General features: G+C 57.9%; 17 protein-coding genes and 1 pseudogene. 12 read left to right on the top strand and 6 right to left on the bottom strand.

Annotation, left to right across the window (positions count from 1 at the left end; all coding sequences use genetic code 11):
- The first annotated feature begins 49 nt into the window (after positions 1 to 49).
- Positions 50 to 358: a hypothetical protein gene (locus JIO00_RS09035; RefSeq protein WP_010461243.1), complete on the top strand. Its 309-nt coding sequence runs from the start codon at positions 50 to 52 to the stop codon at positions 356 to 358.
- Positions 359 to 424: 66 nt separating this feature from the next.
- Here the strand turns inward: JIO00_RS09035 and JIO00_RS09030 are convergent, their stop codons facing one another.
- Together JIO00_RS09030 and moaB are read right to left on the bottom strand one after the other, a co-directional pair.
- Positions 425 to 1,651 (bottom strand): molybdopterin molybdotransferase MoeA, encoded by a 1,227-nt coding sequence (locus JIO00_RS09030; protein WP_200667989.1) that lies wholly within the window; start codon positions 1,649 to 1,651, stop codon positions 425 to 427.
- Positions 1,635 to 2,174 carry a molybdenum cofactor biosynthesis protein B gene (moaB, locus tag JIO00_RS09025; protein WP_010461247.1) on the bottom strand — a complete coding sequence of 180 codons (540 nt, stop codon included), beginning with the start codon at positions 2,172 to 2,174 and terminating at the stop codon, positions 1,635 to 1,637. The genes JIO00_RS09030 and moaB overlap by 17 nt, the downstream gene beginning before the upstream one ends.
- An 81-nt stretch (positions 2,175 to 2,255) precedes the next feature.
- Here moaB and mobA point away from each other — a divergent pair, with 81 nt between their 5' ends.
- Together mobA and JIO00_RS09015 are read left to right on the top strand one after the other, a co-directional pair.
- Positions 2,256 to 2,858: a molybdenum cofactor guanylyltransferase MobA gene (mobA, locus tag JIO00_RS09020; protein ID WP_010461248.1), complete on the top strand. Its 603-nt coding sequence runs from the start codon at positions 2,256 to 2,258 to the stop codon at positions 2,856 to 2,858.
- A gap of 76 nt (positions 2,859 to 2,934) precedes the next feature.
- Positions 2,935 to 3,156: a YgdI/YgdR family lipoprotein gene (locus JIO00_RS09015; protein WP_010461249.1), complete on the top strand. Its 222-nt coding sequence runs from the start codon at positions 2,935 to 2,937 to the stop codon at positions 3,154 to 3,156.
- A gap of 69 nt (positions 3,157 to 3,225) precedes the next feature.
- Here the strand turns inward: JIO00_RS09015 and JIO00_RS09010 are convergent, their stop codons facing one another.
- From JIO00_RS09010 to JIO00_RS09000, 3 genes are all read right to left on the bottom strand, one after another.
- Positions 3,226 to 4,116: a pseudouridine synthase gene (locus tag JIO00_RS09010; RefSeq protein ID WP_200667987.1), complete on the bottom strand. Its 891-nt coding sequence runs from the start codon at positions 4,114 to 4,116 to the stop codon at positions 3,226 to 3,228.
- A 71-nt stretch (positions 4,117 to 4,187) separates the two neighbouring features.
- Entirely contained in the window at positions 4,188 to 4,505 is a 318-nt protein-coding gene (locus JIO00_RS09005) for a transcriptional regulator (RefSeq protein WP_145308626.1), read from the bottom strand.
- 168 nt (positions 4,506 to 4,673) lie between these two features.
- Positions 4,674 to 4,910, bottom strand: coding sequence for a glutaredoxin family protein (locus tag JIO00_RS09000; RefSeq protein ID WP_010461255.1), 237 nt, complete (start codon positions 4,908 to 4,910; stop codon positions 4,674 to 4,676).
- 206 nt (positions 4,911 to 5,116) lie between these two features.
- On the opposite strand from JIO00_RS09000, the gene JIO00_RS08995 reads away from it, so the two are divergent.
- A complete protein-coding gene (locus JIO00_RS08995) occupies positions 5,117 to 6,829 on the top strand; it encodes a cation:proton antiporter (RefSeq protein WP_010461257.1) in 1,713 nt (570 codons plus the stop codon).
- Between the two features lies 1 nt (position 6,830).
- Here JIO00_RS08995 and JIO00_RS08990 read toward each other — a convergent pair whose 3' ends face one another.
- Positions 6,831 to 8,039, bottom strand: a complete 1,209-nt coding sequence (locus tag JIO00_RS08990; protein WP_010461260.1) for an ammonium transporter — start codon at positions 8,037 to 8,039, stop codon at positions 6,831 to 6,833.
- Positions 8,040 to 8,341: 302 nt separating this feature from the next.
- Between JIO00_RS08990 and JIO00_RS08985 the strand changes: the two genes are divergently transcribed.
- The 8 genes and pseudogenes from JIO00_RS08985 to JIO00_RS08955 all read left to right on the top strand — a co-directional run bounded on the left by JIO00_RS08985 (position 8,342) and on the right by JIO00_RS08955 (position 17,032).
- A complete protein-coding gene (locus tag JIO00_RS08985) occupies positions 8,342 to 8,656 on the top strand; it encodes a DUF883 family protein (RefSeq protein WP_010461262.1) in 315 nt (104 codons plus the stop codon).
- A 1-nt stretch (position 8,657) separates the two neighbouring features.
- Complete coding sequence (locus JIO00_RS08980) at positions 8,658 to 9,047, top strand: phage holin family protein (RefSeq protein WP_042932237.1); 390 nt, start codon at positions 8,658 to 8,660, stop codon at positions 9,045 to 9,047.
- On the top strand, positions 9,044 to 9,385 hold the full coding sequence (locus JIO00_RS08975) for a hypothetical protein (protein WP_010461265.1): 342 nt from the start codon (positions 9,044 to 9,046) through the stop codon (positions 9,383 to 9,385). The genes JIO00_RS08980 and JIO00_RS08975 overlap by 4 nt, the downstream gene beginning before the upstream one ends.
- Before the next feature lie 126 nt (positions 9,386 to 9,511).
- A complete protein-coding gene (locus JIO00_RS08970) occupies positions 9,512 to 10,675 on the top strand; it encodes an EAL domain-containing protein (RefSeq protein WP_169858169.1) in 1,164 nt (387 codons plus the stop codon).
- 67 nt (positions 10,676 to 10,742) lie between these two features.
- Positions 10,743 to 12,074 carry a deoxyguanosinetriphosphate triphosphohydrolase gene (locus tag JIO00_RS08965; RefSeq protein WP_010461269.1) on the top strand — a complete coding sequence of 444 codons (1,332 nt, stop codon included), beginning with the start codon at positions 10,743 to 10,745 and terminating at the stop codon, positions 12,072 to 12,074.
- A gap of 174 nt (positions 12,075 to 12,248) precedes the next feature.
- Positions 12,249 to 12,483 (top strand): annotated as a pseudogene (locus tag JIO00_RS29755) (hypothetical protein).
- Between the two features lie 257 nt (positions 12,484 to 12,740).
- On the top strand, positions 12,741 to 13,367 hold the full coding sequence (locus tag JIO00_RS08960; RefSeq protein ID WP_010461270.1) for a response regulator transcription factor: 627 nt from the start codon (positions 12,741 to 12,743) through the stop codon (positions 13,365 to 13,367).
- An 8-nt stretch (positions 13,368 to 13,375) separates the two neighbouring features.
- Positions 13,376 to 17,032 (top strand): transporter substrate-binding domain-containing protein, encoded by a 3,657-nt coding sequence (locus JIO00_RS08955; RefSeq protein WP_200667985.1) that lies wholly within the window; start codon positions 13,376 to 13,378, stop codon positions 17,030 to 17,032.
- The last annotated feature ends 6 nt before the right edge of the window (positions 17,033 to 17,038 follow it).

Genomic DNA, 17,038 nt, shown 5'->3' with positions numbered 1-17,038 from the left:
ACCAGTGTCGGCCATCCAAAGGGCTTGAAGGCAAGGAGCGTTTCAGCCCATGCAAAGCCATGACATCAGGTTGCCGATCAGTCAGGTCGCGCCATCGGCAGGCAATCGCGCCAATCATCAGGCTGAATTCAATAACAGCGCAAAATCCGCCGGAGGAGTTGATATGGAACCTCGCGTCATTGAACTCGAGACACACCTCAAATACATCCGAAGAGACATGGAAGAGGTCCGTGGCGATGTTAAATCCATCAAACACAGGCTGGCCTATTCTGCGGGTGGAACAGCCGTGGTCCTGGGGCTGCTGGGCTGGGTCGCCAACAGCCGCTTTGATCAGGTCGTGTCACTTCTGGTTCGTTAAACGCTAGCCATACACGCAAGCTCCGGCACGATCTACCGGGCTTGCGTGGCAAGACTTTCGCCAGAATCAGCTCAGGACTTCGCTCAGCGGAATGAAGTTCACGTCATCGCCTTCGATCAACGTGCGGTCTTCCAGTACTTCAACCAGACCATCAGCCCAAGCGGCACTGCGGAGCACCCCGGAGCTCTGATTCTTGTAGATGATTGCCCGACCATTCTCCAGGCGTCCACGCAAATACTCTCGGCGATTACCAGCCTTTGGCCAGTCGAATCCTGCAGGCACCTGAAACTTTAATGGCTCGACCTCTTTCACACCCTGGCGGCGCAAAAGATAGGGCCTGGCCAACAAGGCAAATGTAACCAGCGTCGACGCAGGGTTGCCGGGCAAACCAATCACGGGGACGCCGCGAAAATGACCGAACGTCAGCGGCTTGCCTGGTTTGATGGCGAGTTTCCACAGGGTCAACTCGCCCTCTTCGCGCAAGGCAATGCCCAGAAAATCGGCTTCTCCCACCGACACGCCGCCGGTAGAAAGGATCAAATCGACATCCTTCAATTCCCCAAGGCGGGCGCGAGTGGCCGCTAAATCATCGGGAAGAATTCCGGCATCGATCACTTCACAGCCCAAGCGCTGCAACCAACTGCACAGCAACACGCGATTACTGTTGTAAATCTGTCCCGGCCCGAGGGGCTGGCCCGGCTCTATCAATTCATCTCCGGTTGACAGGACTGCGACACGAACCTTGCGAACCACGTTCAGCTCAGCACATCCCAGCGACGCCGCCAGGCCCTGCTCGATAGGTCCCAGACGGGTGCCCGCCGGCAAAACAAGTTCGCCAACGGTAGTTTCCTGGCCTTGCGGGCGAATATTTTGACCCGGGGCCATTGCCTCGATAAAACGGACGCGCTCGTCCGCCTGAACCTCGGCGTTCTCCTGCATCTCGACGCAATCGGCACCTGCCGGTACAGGCGCACCGGTAAAGATTCGGGCGCAGGTACCTGGCTTCAATGGTTCGGGTGCCTGGCCGGCGAAAATCTTCTGACTGACCATTAAGGGTTCGCCCGTCCAGTCAGCGACGCGCAAGGCATAGCCGTCCATGGCACTGTTCGGCCAGGGCGGCAGATCAAGCGTCGAGACCAGGTCATCGGCCAGTACGCGACCTTCAACCTGTGCCAACGGCAAGCGCTCACGCTCACCTATCGTTGATGCCTCAGCCATTTCCAGCAAACGCGCCAGCGCGACTTCGACCGCCATCAAGCTACCGGCTTTGCCGGGCTTACCCACGGGATTCACAAGGTGCCGCCTGTTTAAGGTGAGCGACGAAATTGCAGGGACGGTGCCGCGAATCCAGCTGTTCGGCGAGAATGCCATCCCAGCCAGTGCGCACAGCATTGGTCGAACCCGGCAAACAGCAGACCAGCGTGCCATTGGCCAAACCCGCCAGGGCCCGGGACTGAACAGTCGAAGTGCCAATGTCCGCGACCGAAATCTGCCGGAACAACTCGCCGAAACCGTCGACTTGCTTGTCAAGCAGACAGCTCACCGCTTCCGGTGTGCTGTCGCGCCCCGTGAACCCGGTACCGCCGGTGATCAACACCACCTGCACGACATCCTCGGCAATCCAGTTGGCGACTTGCGCGCGAATTTTGTAGAGATCATCTTTAAGCAAAACCCGAGCGGCCAGGTGATGGCCGGCAGCGCTCAAGCGGTCGACGAAAAGCTGCCCTGACGTATCGGTTTCCAGGGTGCGGGTATCGCTGACCGTCAACACCGCGATGTTGAGCGGCGCGAAAGGTACTTCAGCCTTGGCTTTCATAGGCTCGTCCAGTTGTAGGATAAACAGCCCGGTGTTATATCACAGCGCCCCGTTTTTTCGCCGCCCCCATGGAGACGTGCCATGACCTTGAGTACACATTTGCCGCCCTGCTCCATTCTGCTCCTGGCCGGTGGTCGAGGCCAACGCATGGGCGGCCAGGACAAGGGTTTGCTGGAATGGCATGGCGAGCCACTGATCGCGCACCTGCATCGCAAGACCCGCGCGCTGAGTGATGATCTGATCATCTCCTGCAACAGGAACCTGGAAAAATATGCGCCTTTTGCCGACCAGTTGGTCCATGACGATGAAGGCGACTTCCCGGGACCCTTGGCCGGTATTCGCGCCGGCCTCAGGGCCGCCCGCCACGCCTGTCTGCTGGTGTTGCCGTGCGATGTGCCGCGCATCGATGCGGCCCTGCTCCAGAGCATGCGCGAAACCGCCCGCCAGCATCCGGACAAACCGCTGATGCTGCGCCATAACGAACACTGGGAGCCGTTGCTGTGCATCATCCCGGTGGCGCTTTCGGCAGCGTTTGAAAGAGCCTGGAATGAGGGCGAACGCAGTCCGGGACGCCTCATGCGCAAATTGGGCGCTACCGCCCTGCAATGCCCCGATAACGATCCTCGCCTGGCCAACCTCAACACGCCGGAGCTGTTAAGTGCACACAACACTGTGTCAGACTGACACGAGAAGGAACTTGCGCGCGTTGCATACGTCTCAAGCTCAGTAACCAAAAGAATTCATATTCGGAGACACACTCATGACTCAACGGACCCTCGCCACTCTCATGCTCGCACTGGGCCTTGCAACCCTCGCCGGTTGCGCATCGCCTACAGTGATCACCTTGAATGACGGTCGCGAAATCCAGGCCGTCGACGCGCCAAAATACGATGACGAATCGGGTTTCTACGAGTTCGAACAGCTTGATGGCAAACACACCCGCATCAACAAGGATCAGGTTCGTACCGTTAAAGAGTTGTAATCGTTACGGCACCACCGGATACAGAAAAGCCCGCTTGATGCGGGCTTTTTCGTGCCTGATGCACTGTGATCACCATTGCAGGGTGATGGTGCTCTCGAATTCACGTGGTTGGCCTGTGACCGGGTCGACAAACCGCAAACCCTGAGCCAGCAGCTTCAAGGGATTGGCATAGTCGTCCTCGACATCCTTGAGCACCTGCGGGTAGAACGGGTCGTTGCAGATACTGGCGCCCAAAGCAGTCATGTGCACCCGCAACTGATGTTTCTTGCCGGTCACTGGATAAAGTCCATAACGCCAGAGATCGCCGTTCTTCTCACGAACCTCAACTGCCGTCTCGGTGTTGCTGGTACCCGGACCTTCCTGCATGCGAAAGAATGGCTCGCCATCGACCAGCCGACTTTTATGAACCAGTGGAAAGGTGAGTTCAGGCAATGCGCGGGCGATTGCTTCGTAGCGTTTTTCGATATTCCGTGTAGGAAACAATGACTGGTAAACCGAGCGACTCTCAGGGTTCGCTGAAAACAACACCAGTCCCGCCGTGTGCCGGTCAATGCGATGCAAAGGCACAAGATTCGGGTTATCCAGGCGACGGATCAGCCGCCGCAACAACGTCTGCTCCACGTATTCCCCGGCAGGCGTCACTGGCAGAAAATGCGGCTTGTCCGCCACCACCAGATGCTCGTCGGCATACAGGATCGACTCGACCACCGGGATCGGTTTTTCGTCCGGCACCTCACGAAAGTAATGAATCCGCAGGCCTTCCTTGTAACGCAGATCCAGAGCGATCGGTTGACCGTGCCCGTCAAGCACGCGACCACGAGCAATCCTGTCCAGCCATTGTTCACGACCAATAGCGCTGAAGTGGTCGCACAGGCAATCGAGCACGGTCTGCCACGGACCCGGCGGCAAATAGAGCGTGCTGGCCTGGTTGTGCGAAGCAGAAAAAGATGAAGTGGACATACAAACGCTCTGACCATCAATACAGGCCAGCATTATCCAACAGTGGCCGGAACGAACCTAGAAGAGAATCCTCACGCCGGTATCTGCTTGCGCGCCGCCGCTTCGGTGAACTCCTTGAGCCAGCGCAGCACATCGACCGCTTCCCAGCGGCCTGGATCATAAAGCGCGTACAACAAGCCCTGATAACCCACGACATCGAGCTGGCGGTGATAACCCGCGCGCTGGAACAATGCTTCGATTTCGGCAAAGCAGGTGTTGAAGTGCAGTTTGTTGAAGGGAGTTTTTCCTTCCGTGACCAGACCATCCAGACGCAATTCGAGGACCGCCTCGCGCACAACATCAACCGACATCCGGTTCACGCTGTTTTTCAATTGTTCGACATTGACCACGATCTTCCCCTCTCACGCCCGATACTGCCTGCTCGAACCTGAAAACCAGGGGCGAACGGCAATATTACGAATAACTGTATGCGCATACAGTATCCGAAGAGCATCGGTTAAGCCAAGGGGATCATTCGCAAAGTTCGACAAACGGGACATCGCCAACCACAAAACCGCTTAACGCAGGAACGCCACCACCTCGTCGGCATTGAATGGCCAGCCCAGTTCAGCGCCGGTATCGACCCGCCGTAGCACCGGGATACGCAGGCTGTAAGCTTCGAACCATGTTTCATCTTCAGCGATATCTACCAGCTCCACCAGCAGACCACGTTCGACAAACTCCATCAGCATGGCTTCGGCCACTTCACAGAGGTGGCACCCAAGGGTGCCGAACAACTGACATTCAGGAAGCATGAGCGCTCAACCTAAAAAATTAAGAACCTATTCTAGGCTTGCTCCGAAAAGCCGTCGAGCCAGTGAATTTTCTGCCCTTGAGCACAAATCGCAATGGGCGGCGGTAAAACCCTGACGCATATCAGTCGCTCCAGCGGCCAATTACGTGATGCTCAGGTTTTTTTTACTTCTACGCTTGAGTAGCCAGCCCCTCACCGGAGTTTTTCGTGTTCGCCAACCTCTTGATCATTCTCGCCTCCTCCCTGGTGGTGATTGCATTGTTCCAGCGCCTGCGTTTGCCTCCGGTGCTGGGCTACCTGTGCGTAGGGCTGATGATCGGGCCGACGGCGTTCAACTGGGTGAATGAAAGCGAAGAGTTGCCAGACCTGGCCGAGTTGGGCGTGGTGTTTCTGCTGTTCTCCCTTGGGCTGGAGTTTTCCCTGTCGAAGATGATCGAGCTGCGTCGGGTGGTGTTCGGCCTTGGTAGCCTGCAAGTGTTGGTGTCCGGGATTTTGATGGGGGCATTGCTGATGCTGTTCGGCATGCCGACGACGCCTGCGTTGTTACTCGGTGCCGGTCTGTCGCTGTCTTCTACGGCCATAGTCAGCAAGGAGCTGAGCAGCCTCGGCGAGATATTCAGCAGTCACGGCCAGAATGCCATCGCCGTGTTGCTGTTCCAGGATGTGGTGGCGGTGCTGTTGCTGACCCTGGTGCCGGTGTTCGCCGGCAACAGCGATCAAGCCTGGTATTGGGCATTGCCGTTGACGCTGGGCAAGACCTTGGTGCTGTTCGGTGGTTTGTTGCTGGCCAGTCGATGGTTGTTGCCCCGCCTGTTCCATGAAGTTGCCGCCGCCCGCTCCCCGGAGCTGTTCGTGCTGCTGGCGCTGGTCATCGTTTTGCTGACCGCGTGGCTGACTCACCTGCTCGGTCTCTCCCCTGCCCTGGGTGCATTTCTCGCCGGCATGCTGCTGGGGGAAAGCCACTATCGGCACCAGATCGAGGCGGACATCCGGCCGTTCCGCGACATCTTGCTCGGGTTGTTTTTCGTCAGCATCGGCATGCTGATCGACTTGCAGCTGTTTGTCAGCCACGGCCTTATGGTTCTCGGCCTGACGCTTGGGTTACTGCTCATCAAGGGCACAGTGGTCGCGCTGCTGGTCAAATGGCGCGGCAGCGACGGCGAAACCGCCTGGCGCAGCGGCCTTGCATTGGCTCAGGGTGGCGAGTTCTGCTTTGCCTTGATGGCGCAGATGCAGCAAAACAAACTGATGCCCGCCGACTTCGGAGGTCTTCTGCTGGCCGCGACATTCTGCTCGATGCTGGTGACACCGTTGTTGCTGCGCGCCGCCCCCCACATTGCGACACGCCTGCATCGCAAGCCCAACGAAGAAGCAAAACTGGCAGAAATCAGCGCGCTTAACGCCGACTTGCACAACCACGTTGTGATCTGTGGTTACGGTCGCGTGGGTCAGTCGATCGGCCGCGCATTGCGCAACGCGCGCCAACCTTACCTTGCGCTGGACACCGATCCGGTGCGTGTCCAGGAAGCTGCCGTGGATGAAACCTGTGTGCATTACGGCGACTCGCGGCGCGGTGAATTGCTGCTCGCGGTCGGGCTGGCGCGGGCCAGGCTGCTGGTGATTGCCGTGGACCAGACCGACATCGCGCTGCTGATTCTCCAGGAAGCGCGCCGATTGAACTCGAAGATTCCGATCCTGGTACGCACTCGAGACGACAGCCAACTGACCGAGTTGAAAGCGGCCGGCGCCAGCGAAGTCGTGCCCGAGCTGTTGGAATCGAGCCTGATGCTCGCCTCCCACGCCCTGATCATGCTGGGGTTACCCGCGCATCAGGTACAGGAGCGGGCCGACCAGATACGGCATGATCGTTATCGTCTGCTGCACGGTTTTTATCCCGGGAGCGACGATGAAGAAAAGTGAATCAGTCCTGGCTCACGGCGCCGATCTTGTGCACCGACAAGTCCGCACCGTAATACTCCTCTTCCTGGCTCAGGCGCAGACCATGCAACGCCTTGATCCCGCCGTACACCACAAAACCACCGAGCAACGCGACGATCACACCCAACGAGGTGCCGATCAACTGGCTGATCAGGCTCACCCCACCCAGACCACCCAATGCACTCTGACCGAAGATGCCGCAGGCGAGTCCTCCCCAGACACCACACAAACCATGCAACGGCCAGACACCCAGCACATCGTCGATGCGCCATTTGACTTGAGCCGCGGTGAAGCACCAGACGAACAGGGTCCCGGCGATCACACCGGTGACCAGCGCGCCCACCGGGTGCATCAGGTCGGAACCTGCGCAGATCGCCACCAACCCGGCCAGTGGACCGTTATGCAGAAACCCCGGGTCGTTGCGTCCGACGATCAGTGCCGCCACGGTGCCGCCGACCATGGCCATCAGCGAGTTCACCGCGACCAATCCGCTGACGCCTTGCAGCGTTTGGGCGCTCATGACGTTGAAGCCAAACCAACCGACGATCAGGATCCACGAACCCAATGCCAGGAAGGGAATGCTCGACGGTGCGAACGCCACCAGCCGCCCTTCGCGATAACGCCCTTGCCTGGGGCCGAGCAACAACACCGCCGCGAGGGCCAGCCATCCGCCCATGGCGTGGACCACGACCGAGCCCGCGAAGTCATGGAAGCTGGCGCCAAATTGTTCCAGCAACCAGGCTTGCAGCCCGAAGTTGCCGTTCCAGATCATGCCTTCAAAGAACGGGTAGATGAACGCCACGATCAGCGCCGTCGCACACAACTGCGGAACGAATCTGGCGCGCTCGGCAATGCCTCCGGAAATGATCGCCGGAATCGCCGCCGCGAAGGTCAGCAGAAAGAAAAACTTAACCAGCCCGTAGCCATGATCCGCGTTGATCACCGCCGCTGGTTGCATGAAGGTGACCCCGTAGGAAATCCAATAGCCTATAAAGAAGTAGGCCAGGGTCGAAATGGCGAAGTCGCTGAGGATCTTCGACAAGGCGTTGACCTGATTCTTTTGTCGAACTGTGCCGACTTCAAGAAAGGCAAAACCGGCGTGCATGGCCAGAACCATGACCGCACCGATAAGAATGAACAACGTATTGGAGCTATGGACCAGACTGTCCACAGCGCTTTGCAGATTTTCCATGGGTTGGCAGACCTGAAGGCTAAAAGGCACCAAAGCGGTTCGCGCAGGGAATTTGTGCACCAAGTTGCGGCTCGCAGGATCAAGGCATTGATCCCCATGAACCGCTTTGGCGCACAAGGCTGAAACCTAGACGCGAGTTTTAATTGTTTGAATCAGGGTTTTCCTGAAATCATGCCCGGCAACAGCGCAACGGCGCGGGCTGATGCACCATGACATAGCAAAAGTTGTACCAGTCATTTGTACTGAACCTTCACATAACGCTCATACTCGAACGCTTCAGAAGCCAATTACGGAGATCACCAATGGCCCGCATCAAAGCAAAGACTGCTCAAGATATCCTGATGAACGACTTTCAGACTCTGGTCAACGACACCGAGCGGTTGCTGGAACACACCGCAACCCTGGCTGGCGATCAGGCCGATGAGCTGCGCGCCCAGATCCACGACAGCCTGCTGCGTGCCCGCGAAACGTTGAAGCTGACCGAAGACTCCCTGCGCGAACGCGGCCAGGCTGCCGTTACCGCTGCCGAAGATTACGTGCAGACCAATCCATGGCAATCGGTCGGGATTGCGGCGGGTGTCGGTTTTCTGATTGGCCTGCTGGCCACTCGGCGCTGATATGTCTATCGGTGAATCCAGCTCGTCCGCGACGGGCACAAGCTCTTCATCGCGGCGCCTGGGTGCCGCTTTTCTTGGACTGTTGCACAGCCATGTCGAACTGTTCGGCATCGAGTTGCAGGAACAGAAAGCGCGCACCGTAAGCCTGTTGCTGTTTGCAGGCCTGGCGCTGGTCTTTGCGTTGCTGTTGCTGGTGGGCTTGTCGACGCTGGTGCTGATTCTGTTCTGGGACACTTACCGTCTGCCAGCGATCATCGGACTCTGTGTGTTCTACACCCTGGCTGCAGTTTTCTGCGCCATGCGCCTGAAAGCAGCGATTTTCGATGAGTCCTCACCCTTCCACGGCACCCTGGAAGAATTGGCCAACGATAGGGAGCGCCTGCTGCCATGAGCCTGCCTGAATTGCCCCATAACAGCTCTCGCACCGAAATGCGCAAGGCGCTGATACGCCTGCGCATGGAAATGCATCGCCAGGAAATCCGTCACGAATCCGCGCAATTGCTGCAACCCCTGCAGCGGGTACGCGGGATGACGAAAAACCTGCACGATGGCTTCGGCATCAAGCACGCCCCGCTCTGGGGCATGGCCGCCGTGACGCTGCTCGGTTTTCTGACCGGTAAAGGTGCCAAGAACGGCGGTACCGGCAGCCTGACCCGGCTGGTTCGCCTGGGCACAACGCTGGGCCCCCTGATCAAATTGGTCATGCAGGGTTCTTCGCGCAAAGACTGAATAGCCACTATCTGGCTGCATTCTTGCAACACCACCGGGATTAACCTCTTTATCGAGAGGTTCAATCCTGTGTGCCTACCCGGCGAACAGCTCAATCCAAAAACAAGACCTTACTAAGGAGGCCTCGTGATCGACGGGCAACCGCTCGCCTGCTTTCAGCCATTTATCGATACCGCCACGGGCCGTATCGCGGGTGTGGAAGCGCTGGGTCGACTGCGACAGGCCGACGGTCAACTGGCTTCGGTGGGGCCGTTGTTCGCCGACCCGCGAACACCCGCCATCGCCCTTCGTCGCCTTGACCGGCAGATCCGCGATAACGCGCTGAGCCGTTTGCATGAAGCGCCATCGGACTGGTTTCTGAGCCTGAACATATCACCGCGCTGGATCAACCGCTTACGGCCGGACCAGGCTCTACCGAGCCTCAAGCAATTGAGCCGACACAACGTCGATCCACAACGCATCGTCTTCGAGATCACCGAACTGGGGGGCGACATCCAGCGCCTGGCCGACGTCGTGGCACGCTATCGACACGCCGGGGCACGGATCGCCATCGATGATTTTGGTGCCGGTTACTCGCAACTTGATCGCGTGCTGGCCCTGCAACCGGACATTCTCAAGCTCGATATGCGACTGTTCCAGGCCGCGGCATTGGGCGGCCCCAGTAGCGACGTGGTGAAAGCCCTGGCGCAAATGGCCGAGAAAACCGGGTGCTGGATCATTGCCGAAGGAGTGGAAACCGAAGATCAGCTCAATTTCGCCCTGGAGTGCGGCTCGCGTTACGTACAAGGATTTCTCTTTGCCCGGGCGCAGGAGGACTTCTTCGCCACCGACGCCTTTGTCGAACGTTTCGCGCAACTGCGCCAGCGTTATGTTCAGCAGAAACTGGGCGAACGCGGTCGACTGATGATCATGCGCCAGCAACTCTGCGAATTGATGGCGATCCTGCAAGCCTGGGCCCTGGCCCGTGCGCCGCTGAGCGCCCTGCCACAGCTGCAGGCGTTTCCATGGCTATTGCGCTTCTATCAATGCGACCGTCACGGCACCCAGTTGACGCCCAATCTGGAATGGCGCAACAACGGCTGGGAGTCCGATAACCGCTACCTGGGTCATAACTGGTCGTGGCGACCCTATTTCTATCAGTTGCTGGCCGAGGGCTGGGAAGAGCGGCGCCTGACACTGTCCACGACCTACCGCGATGCCACCAGCAATCAGTATTGCCTCACCGCCGGGCAATTTTTCGACAACGGCGAGCGACTGCTGCTCATCGACATCGACGCCGCCGGGCTCTAGTACCGCTTGCAGGCGCAGGCACGAACCCGGAAGCTAGAGGCTCAGTCACCTGACGGAGAGTCCAGCCTTGGATTGGCAAACCCTGCTTACCCGCGAACGCCTCGGAAAGCCTCTGCACAGCCCGGAAGAACTCGGCCGCAGCCCTTTTCACAAAGACCACGATCGCATCATCTTCTCGGGTGCCTTTCGCCGCCTCGGGCGCAAGACTCAGGTCCACCCGGTCACCAGCAACGATCACATCCACACACGCCTGACCCACTCGCTGGAAGTCAGCTGTGTGGGTCGATCGCTGGGCATGCGCGTCGGTGAGACCATTCGCAGCGCCTTGCCCGACTGGTGCGAACCGAGCGACCTGGGGATGGTGGTGCAATCGGCTTGCCTGGCCCATGACATCGGCAACCCACCCTTCGGGCATTCCGGCGAGGACGCGATCCGTCACTGGTTCCAGCAGGCCGCCGGCCGTGGCTGGCTGGACGCCATGAGCGACGTCGAACGCAATGACTTCCTGAACTTCGAAGGCAACGCCCAAGGCTTCCGGGTGCTCACCCAGCTCGAATACCATCAATTCGACGGCGGCACCCGGCTGACCTACGCCACGCTGGGCACTTATCTGAAATACCCGTGGACGGCAAAGCACGCCGATTCATTGGGCTACAAAAAGCACAAGTTCGGCTGCTATCAGAGCGAACTGCCGTTGCTGGAGCAGATCGCCCTTAAGCTCGGCTTGCCGCAATTGGAGGAACAGCGCTGGGCACGCCATCCACTGGTGTACCTGATGGAGGCTGCGGACGATATCTGTTACGCGCTGATCGATCTGGAAGATGGCCTGGAAATGGACCTGCTGGAGTACGCCGAAGTCGAGTCTTTGCTGCTCGACCTGGTGGGTGATGATCTCCCGGAAACCTATCGCCAACTGGGCCCACTGGATTCGCGTCGGCGTAAACTGGCGATCCTGCGGGGCAAGGCCATCGAGCACCTGACCAATGCCGCCGCCCGGGCCTTCGTCGAGCAACAGGACTCGCTGCTGGCCGGCACGCTGCCCGGCGATCTGGTGGAGCACATGCATGGTCCGGCCAAGCGCTGCGTCTTGAATGCCAAAGACATGGCGCGCAAAAAGATCTTCCAGGACAAGCGCAAGACGCTGCACGAAATCGGCGCTTATACCACCCTCGAAATCCTCCTCAACGCATTCTGTGGCGCGGCACTGGAACAACACAACGGTCGAACACCGTCCTTCAAGAGCCGGCGCATCCTCGACCTGCTAGGCAACAATGCGCCCGATCCTCATGGTCCTTTACACACCTCGTTCCTGAGAATGATCGACTTCATCGCCGGCATGACCGACAGCTATGCCAGTCAAATGGCACTGGAAATGACCGGTCGCTCAAGCCACGGATAACCGTGCATCGTTCAGCCGCGCCAGGGCCTCCTGACCGGCTGATCGACGTTCCGTGCATTTCTCGTTTCAATCCGCGCGTCAGCAGAATCGTGCAGAGCCGACTGATCGAATGAACGGTCCGATCGCGAAATAATCACGCGCCCTCTGCTCGACAGATGAAGCATGAAAAAACCCATGTCTGAACACGATTGGCGCATCTTGCTGGTGGAAGACCACCCCTTCCAGCTCAGGGCCAACCAGCCAAATGGGAATGATCAGACAGGCCATTGTGCTGAGTAGTCTGACATCCATTGAACTGGACGCTCTTGAAAGAATAGCCGTCGAACACGGGCTGCCCTTGTTGGGCTATTTGATAAAACCCCTGAAACAATCAGACCTTAGAAACTTATTGACCTTGATTTCACTGTAAAAACGTTCCCAAACAAAGACACACTAAAAAACATTTAAACAACAATCTAATCCATTTCAAATCAATCTGTCCGACCCACCAAACGCACAAACAACACCTTGACTGATCCTCATGCAAAACCTAGTTGATCCGTAGTCCGATTCTTCTTCGAATGTAGGAATTATCTTATATTGCCACTACAGGCCTGTCAGTTGATCCCCCCCTCAACTATCTGAGCTAAGGTGCGCGCTTTATTTGAGCGCGTATGGGATTTGATTATGAACTCCGTTTTTATTGTCGACGATCACCCTGTCATCCGTCTTGCCGTCCGAATGTTGCTCGAACATGAGGGTTACAAAGTCGTCGGCGAAACTGATAATGGGGTCGATGCCATGCAGATGGTTCGTGAATGCATGCCAGACCTGGTCATTCTTGACATCAGCATCCCCAAACTGGATGGGCTGGAAGTTCTCTCCCGCTTCAACGCAATGAGTACCCCCCTCAAAACGCTGGTTCTAACAGCCCAGTGCCCGACACTTTTCGGTATTCGCTGCATGCAATCCGGCGCGTCCGGGTATGTATGCAAACAGGAAGACCTTAGTGAACTGGTGAGCGCAATTAAAGCGGTACTATCAGGTTACAACTATTTCCCCAGCCAGGCCTTGAATCCTGTCCGTGCTGACGATGAACGATATTCCGACCTTGAACTGTTCAAGTCAGTCAATGACCGAGAGCTGATGGTATTGCAACTTTTTGCCCAAGGCCGCACTAACAAGGAAATTGCCAAGGGCATGTTCCTGAGCAACAAGACTGTCAGCACTTACAAAAAACGTCTCATGCAAAAACTCAAGGCCAAATCACTCGTTGAACTCATTGATATGGCAAAACGCAACGCGTTAGTGTGAGAAACAGGATGCCCAGTCGTTTAATGGATTATCTGATACCGCTGGTCGCGGGTTTATGTCTGAGCACCTCAGCGCACGCGGCACCGACGGCGAGCGAGCAGTACACTCTGCTCAGTCGCTCAATGACCGGACACATGGAAGTCCAACTGGATAAATCGCAACAACAATGGCTTAACAATAAGCGTGAACTGATTCTGGGCACCTCTGCCCCCGACTACCCACCTTTCGACCTGACCATCAGCGGCCGCGACTACGAAGGTTTCACTGCTGATTACGCGGGCATCCTGGGCAAGGCCACCGGCCTGCCAGTCAAGGTCCAGCGCTACGTTTCCCGGGGAGACGCGATCAAAGCCCTGGAAAAAGGCGAGGTCGACATGCTCGGCAGCGCCAATGGTTTTGAAGCCCGCAATGCGGACATCGTGCTGTCCTTGCCCTATGCCGTGGATCAACCGGTTCTGGTGACACGGGAAGGCGAAACCAGATCCCTGAGCGACGGGCTCGCCGGACTGCGCCTGAGCATGGTTTATCACTACTTGCCGCTGGACGAAGTCAAAGCCCTGTACCCGAAAGCGATCATCACTTCCTACCCCTCCTACCAGAATGCAATCAATGCGGTGGCTTTCGACCAGGCCGATGTTTTTCTGGGCGACACCATTTCAACCCATTACATCATCAACAAGGGGTATCTAAACAACATCCGCATGGCCAACTTTGGTAAACACGAGGCCCACGGTTTCAGCTTCGCCGTACACAAGGGCAACCCGGCTCTGCTCGGGATCATCAACGCCATCCTCAAAGCGACCCCTGGCAGCGAGCGAGAAAACATCGCCAAACGCTGGAGTGCGGGCAGTGACATTCTTCTCACCGATCAGAAACTGCAACTCAGCGACCGTGAACAACGCTGGCTGGCGCAACATCCCGTCGTGCGGGTCGTGGTCAACGAAGCGTTGGCCCCGCTGACCTTTTTCGACAGCGACGGTAACTTCCGGGGCGTATCCGCCGACTTGCTCGAACTGATCAGATCGCGCACCGGTTTGCGCTTCGAGATCCATCGCAGCCGTAACGATGACGAGATGATCGAGCAGGTCAACAGCCATCAGGCCGACCTGATTGCCGCCCTGCTCCCCAGCACCCAACGTGAAGCGATGCTGAACTTCAGCCGTCCTTATCTGGAAAACTCCGTTGTACTGCTCACTCGCAAAGCTGCCGACAGCCCGTCAAATCTGACGCAACTCACGGACAAGCGCCTGGCTATCGCCCAAGGCAATCCTATGGCGGACTACCTGCGCCGCGAGTTCCCGCGAATCCATCTGATCGAAACGCCGGACACCTTCAGCGCCGTGGAATTGCTCGCCGAGGGTCAGGCGCAAGGGACGGTGAGCTCTTTGGTGATTGCCAACTATTTCATCTCATCGCGAATCTTCGAGCACGCACTTCAAATCAGCACCACCATCGGTACCCGGCAAGCCGCGTTCTCCCTGGCGACCGGGCGCGACGCCAAAGAGCTGGGTTCGATCCTCGACAAGGCCCTGCTGAGCATCGCGCCGGAAGAGCTGGGCATTATCAACAGCCGCTGGCGAGGCTACTCGTCTGCTTCGCAAAGTACCTGGCGCAACTATCACCGAGTGTTCTATCAGATCGTTCTGGGTGTCGGCGTGCTGCTGCTGATGTCCATGACCTGGAACGCTTACATGCGTCGCCAGATCAATCAGCGCCTGGCCGCCGAGCTCGCCCTGAACGACCAACTCGAGTTCATGGGATCGCTGGTCAACGGCACGCCTCATCCCATCTACGTGCGCGATCGCCAGGGCTTGCTGCAAAGCTGTAACGACAGTTATCTGGAGGTCTTCTGCGCCAAACGCGAAGACGTGATTGGTAAAAACGTCATGCAGGGCAGCTTGAGCAACTCATTTGAAGCCCAGGAATACCAGGCGGATTACCAACGCGTCGTGGCCGAAGGAACTCCGCTGATTCTCGATCGGCCATTGCATATCGGTGGCCGCACACTGACGATTTATCACTGGATACTTCCCTACCGGGACTCCAGCGGTGAAGTACAAGGCATCATTGGCGGCTGGATCGACATCAGCGAGCGCCGACAACTGTTCGACGACCTGCGTGCCGCGAAAGAGCGTGCGGATGAAGCCAACCGTGCCAAAAGCACCTTTCTGGCGACCATGAGCCATGAAATCCGCACGCCGATGAACGCCATCATCGGCATGCTCGAACTGACCCTCAAGCGTATCGATCACAGCCACCCGGATCGCCCGGCCATTGACGTGGCCTACCACTCGGCGAAAGACCTGCTGAACCTGATCGGGGACATTCTTGATATTGCGCGAATTGAATCCGGTCGCCTGAGCCTGAGCCCGGAACGCGTCAACCTGAGAGAAACCGTGGCGTCGGTGGTGCGGATTTTCGACGGACTGGCCCGCCAGAAAAATCTGCGCCTGCGGCTGGACTTCAACCCGGCAGAACCACCCTCCGATGTCCTGCTGGACCCAATGCGCTTCAAGCAGGTGCTGTCCAACCTCGTCAGCAACGCCATCAAATTTACCGAACAGGGTCAGGTCCGGATTGTGGTCGAACTGCATCCGACCGACGAAACCGGCCGGGTGCTGTTGCAGTTACAGGTTCAGGACAGTGGGGTCGGGATCAGCGAACAGGACCAACGGCGTTTGTTCGAGCCTTTCGCCCAGGCCGATCATTCCGCGCAGGCAACGAGAGGCGGCGCGGGGCTTGGTCTGGTGATCAGCCGCAATCTGTGCGAGATGATGGGCGGCAACCTGCAGTTGAGCAGCCAGGCTGGTATCGGCACTCAGGTCAGGATCTCGCTGAACCTTGCAACACTGCCAGCCGAGCGGGTGTTGAAAACCGCTGAACCGCCCCTTCACCCGACCTCGGCTGTGCTGAACGTCCTGGTGGTCGACGACCATCCCGCCAATCGCTTGCTCATGTGTCAGCAACTGGAGTTCCTGGGGCATCGCTACAGCGCCGCACCGGATGGCGAAGCGGGGTTGAAGGCCTGGAAGGACAACGTGTTCGATCTGGTGATCGTCGATTGCAACATGCCGATCATGGATGGATACGAACTGGCTCGCTCCATTCGCCAACATGAACAGCAAACGCAGAGCCGGCCTTGTACCGTGCTGGGCTTCACCGCCAACGCACAACCGGAGGAAATACAACGCTGCAGACAAGCCGGAATGGACGACTGCCTGTTCAAACCCCTGAGCCTGACAGCCTTGAGTCAATGGGTTGAAGGCGTTGCGCCAACGGTCCGCGCCCCGGCCTTCAGTCTTGAAGGGCTGCATCTGCTGACGGGTGGCAGCCCGACACTGGACCGGCGCCTGTTGTCCGAACTGCTGAACAGCAACCGTCTGGATCGGCAAGAGTTGCTGGCGTTGTCCCCCACGGAAGATCGGCAGGCTTTCATCGAGGTGGCCCACAAAATCAAGGGTGCTGCGCGAATCGTCCAGGCTTGCCGATTGATCGACAGCTGCGAGGCGCTGGAAAACGCCTGTCATGACGTGCTCCCCCCTGAAGCAGTCGTCAATTGCACCAAGGCCATGGACCGGGCGATGGTCGAACTGGAGCTGGCATTGGAGCAGGCGCTGCAGCAACAGATAGGCCACAACGAGAAAAGCAGAATGATGGAGCCTTAACTATGC

This window comes from Pseudomonas sp. SW-3 (assembly GCF_016615645.1).
Lineage (GTDB): Bacteria > Pseudomonadota > Gammaproteobacteria > Pseudomonadales > Pseudomonadaceae > Aquipseudomonas > Aquipseudomonas mandelii.
The sequence above is the reverse complement of the archived record's forward strand: the minus strand, read 5'-3'. Positions and strand labels throughout refer to the sequence as shown.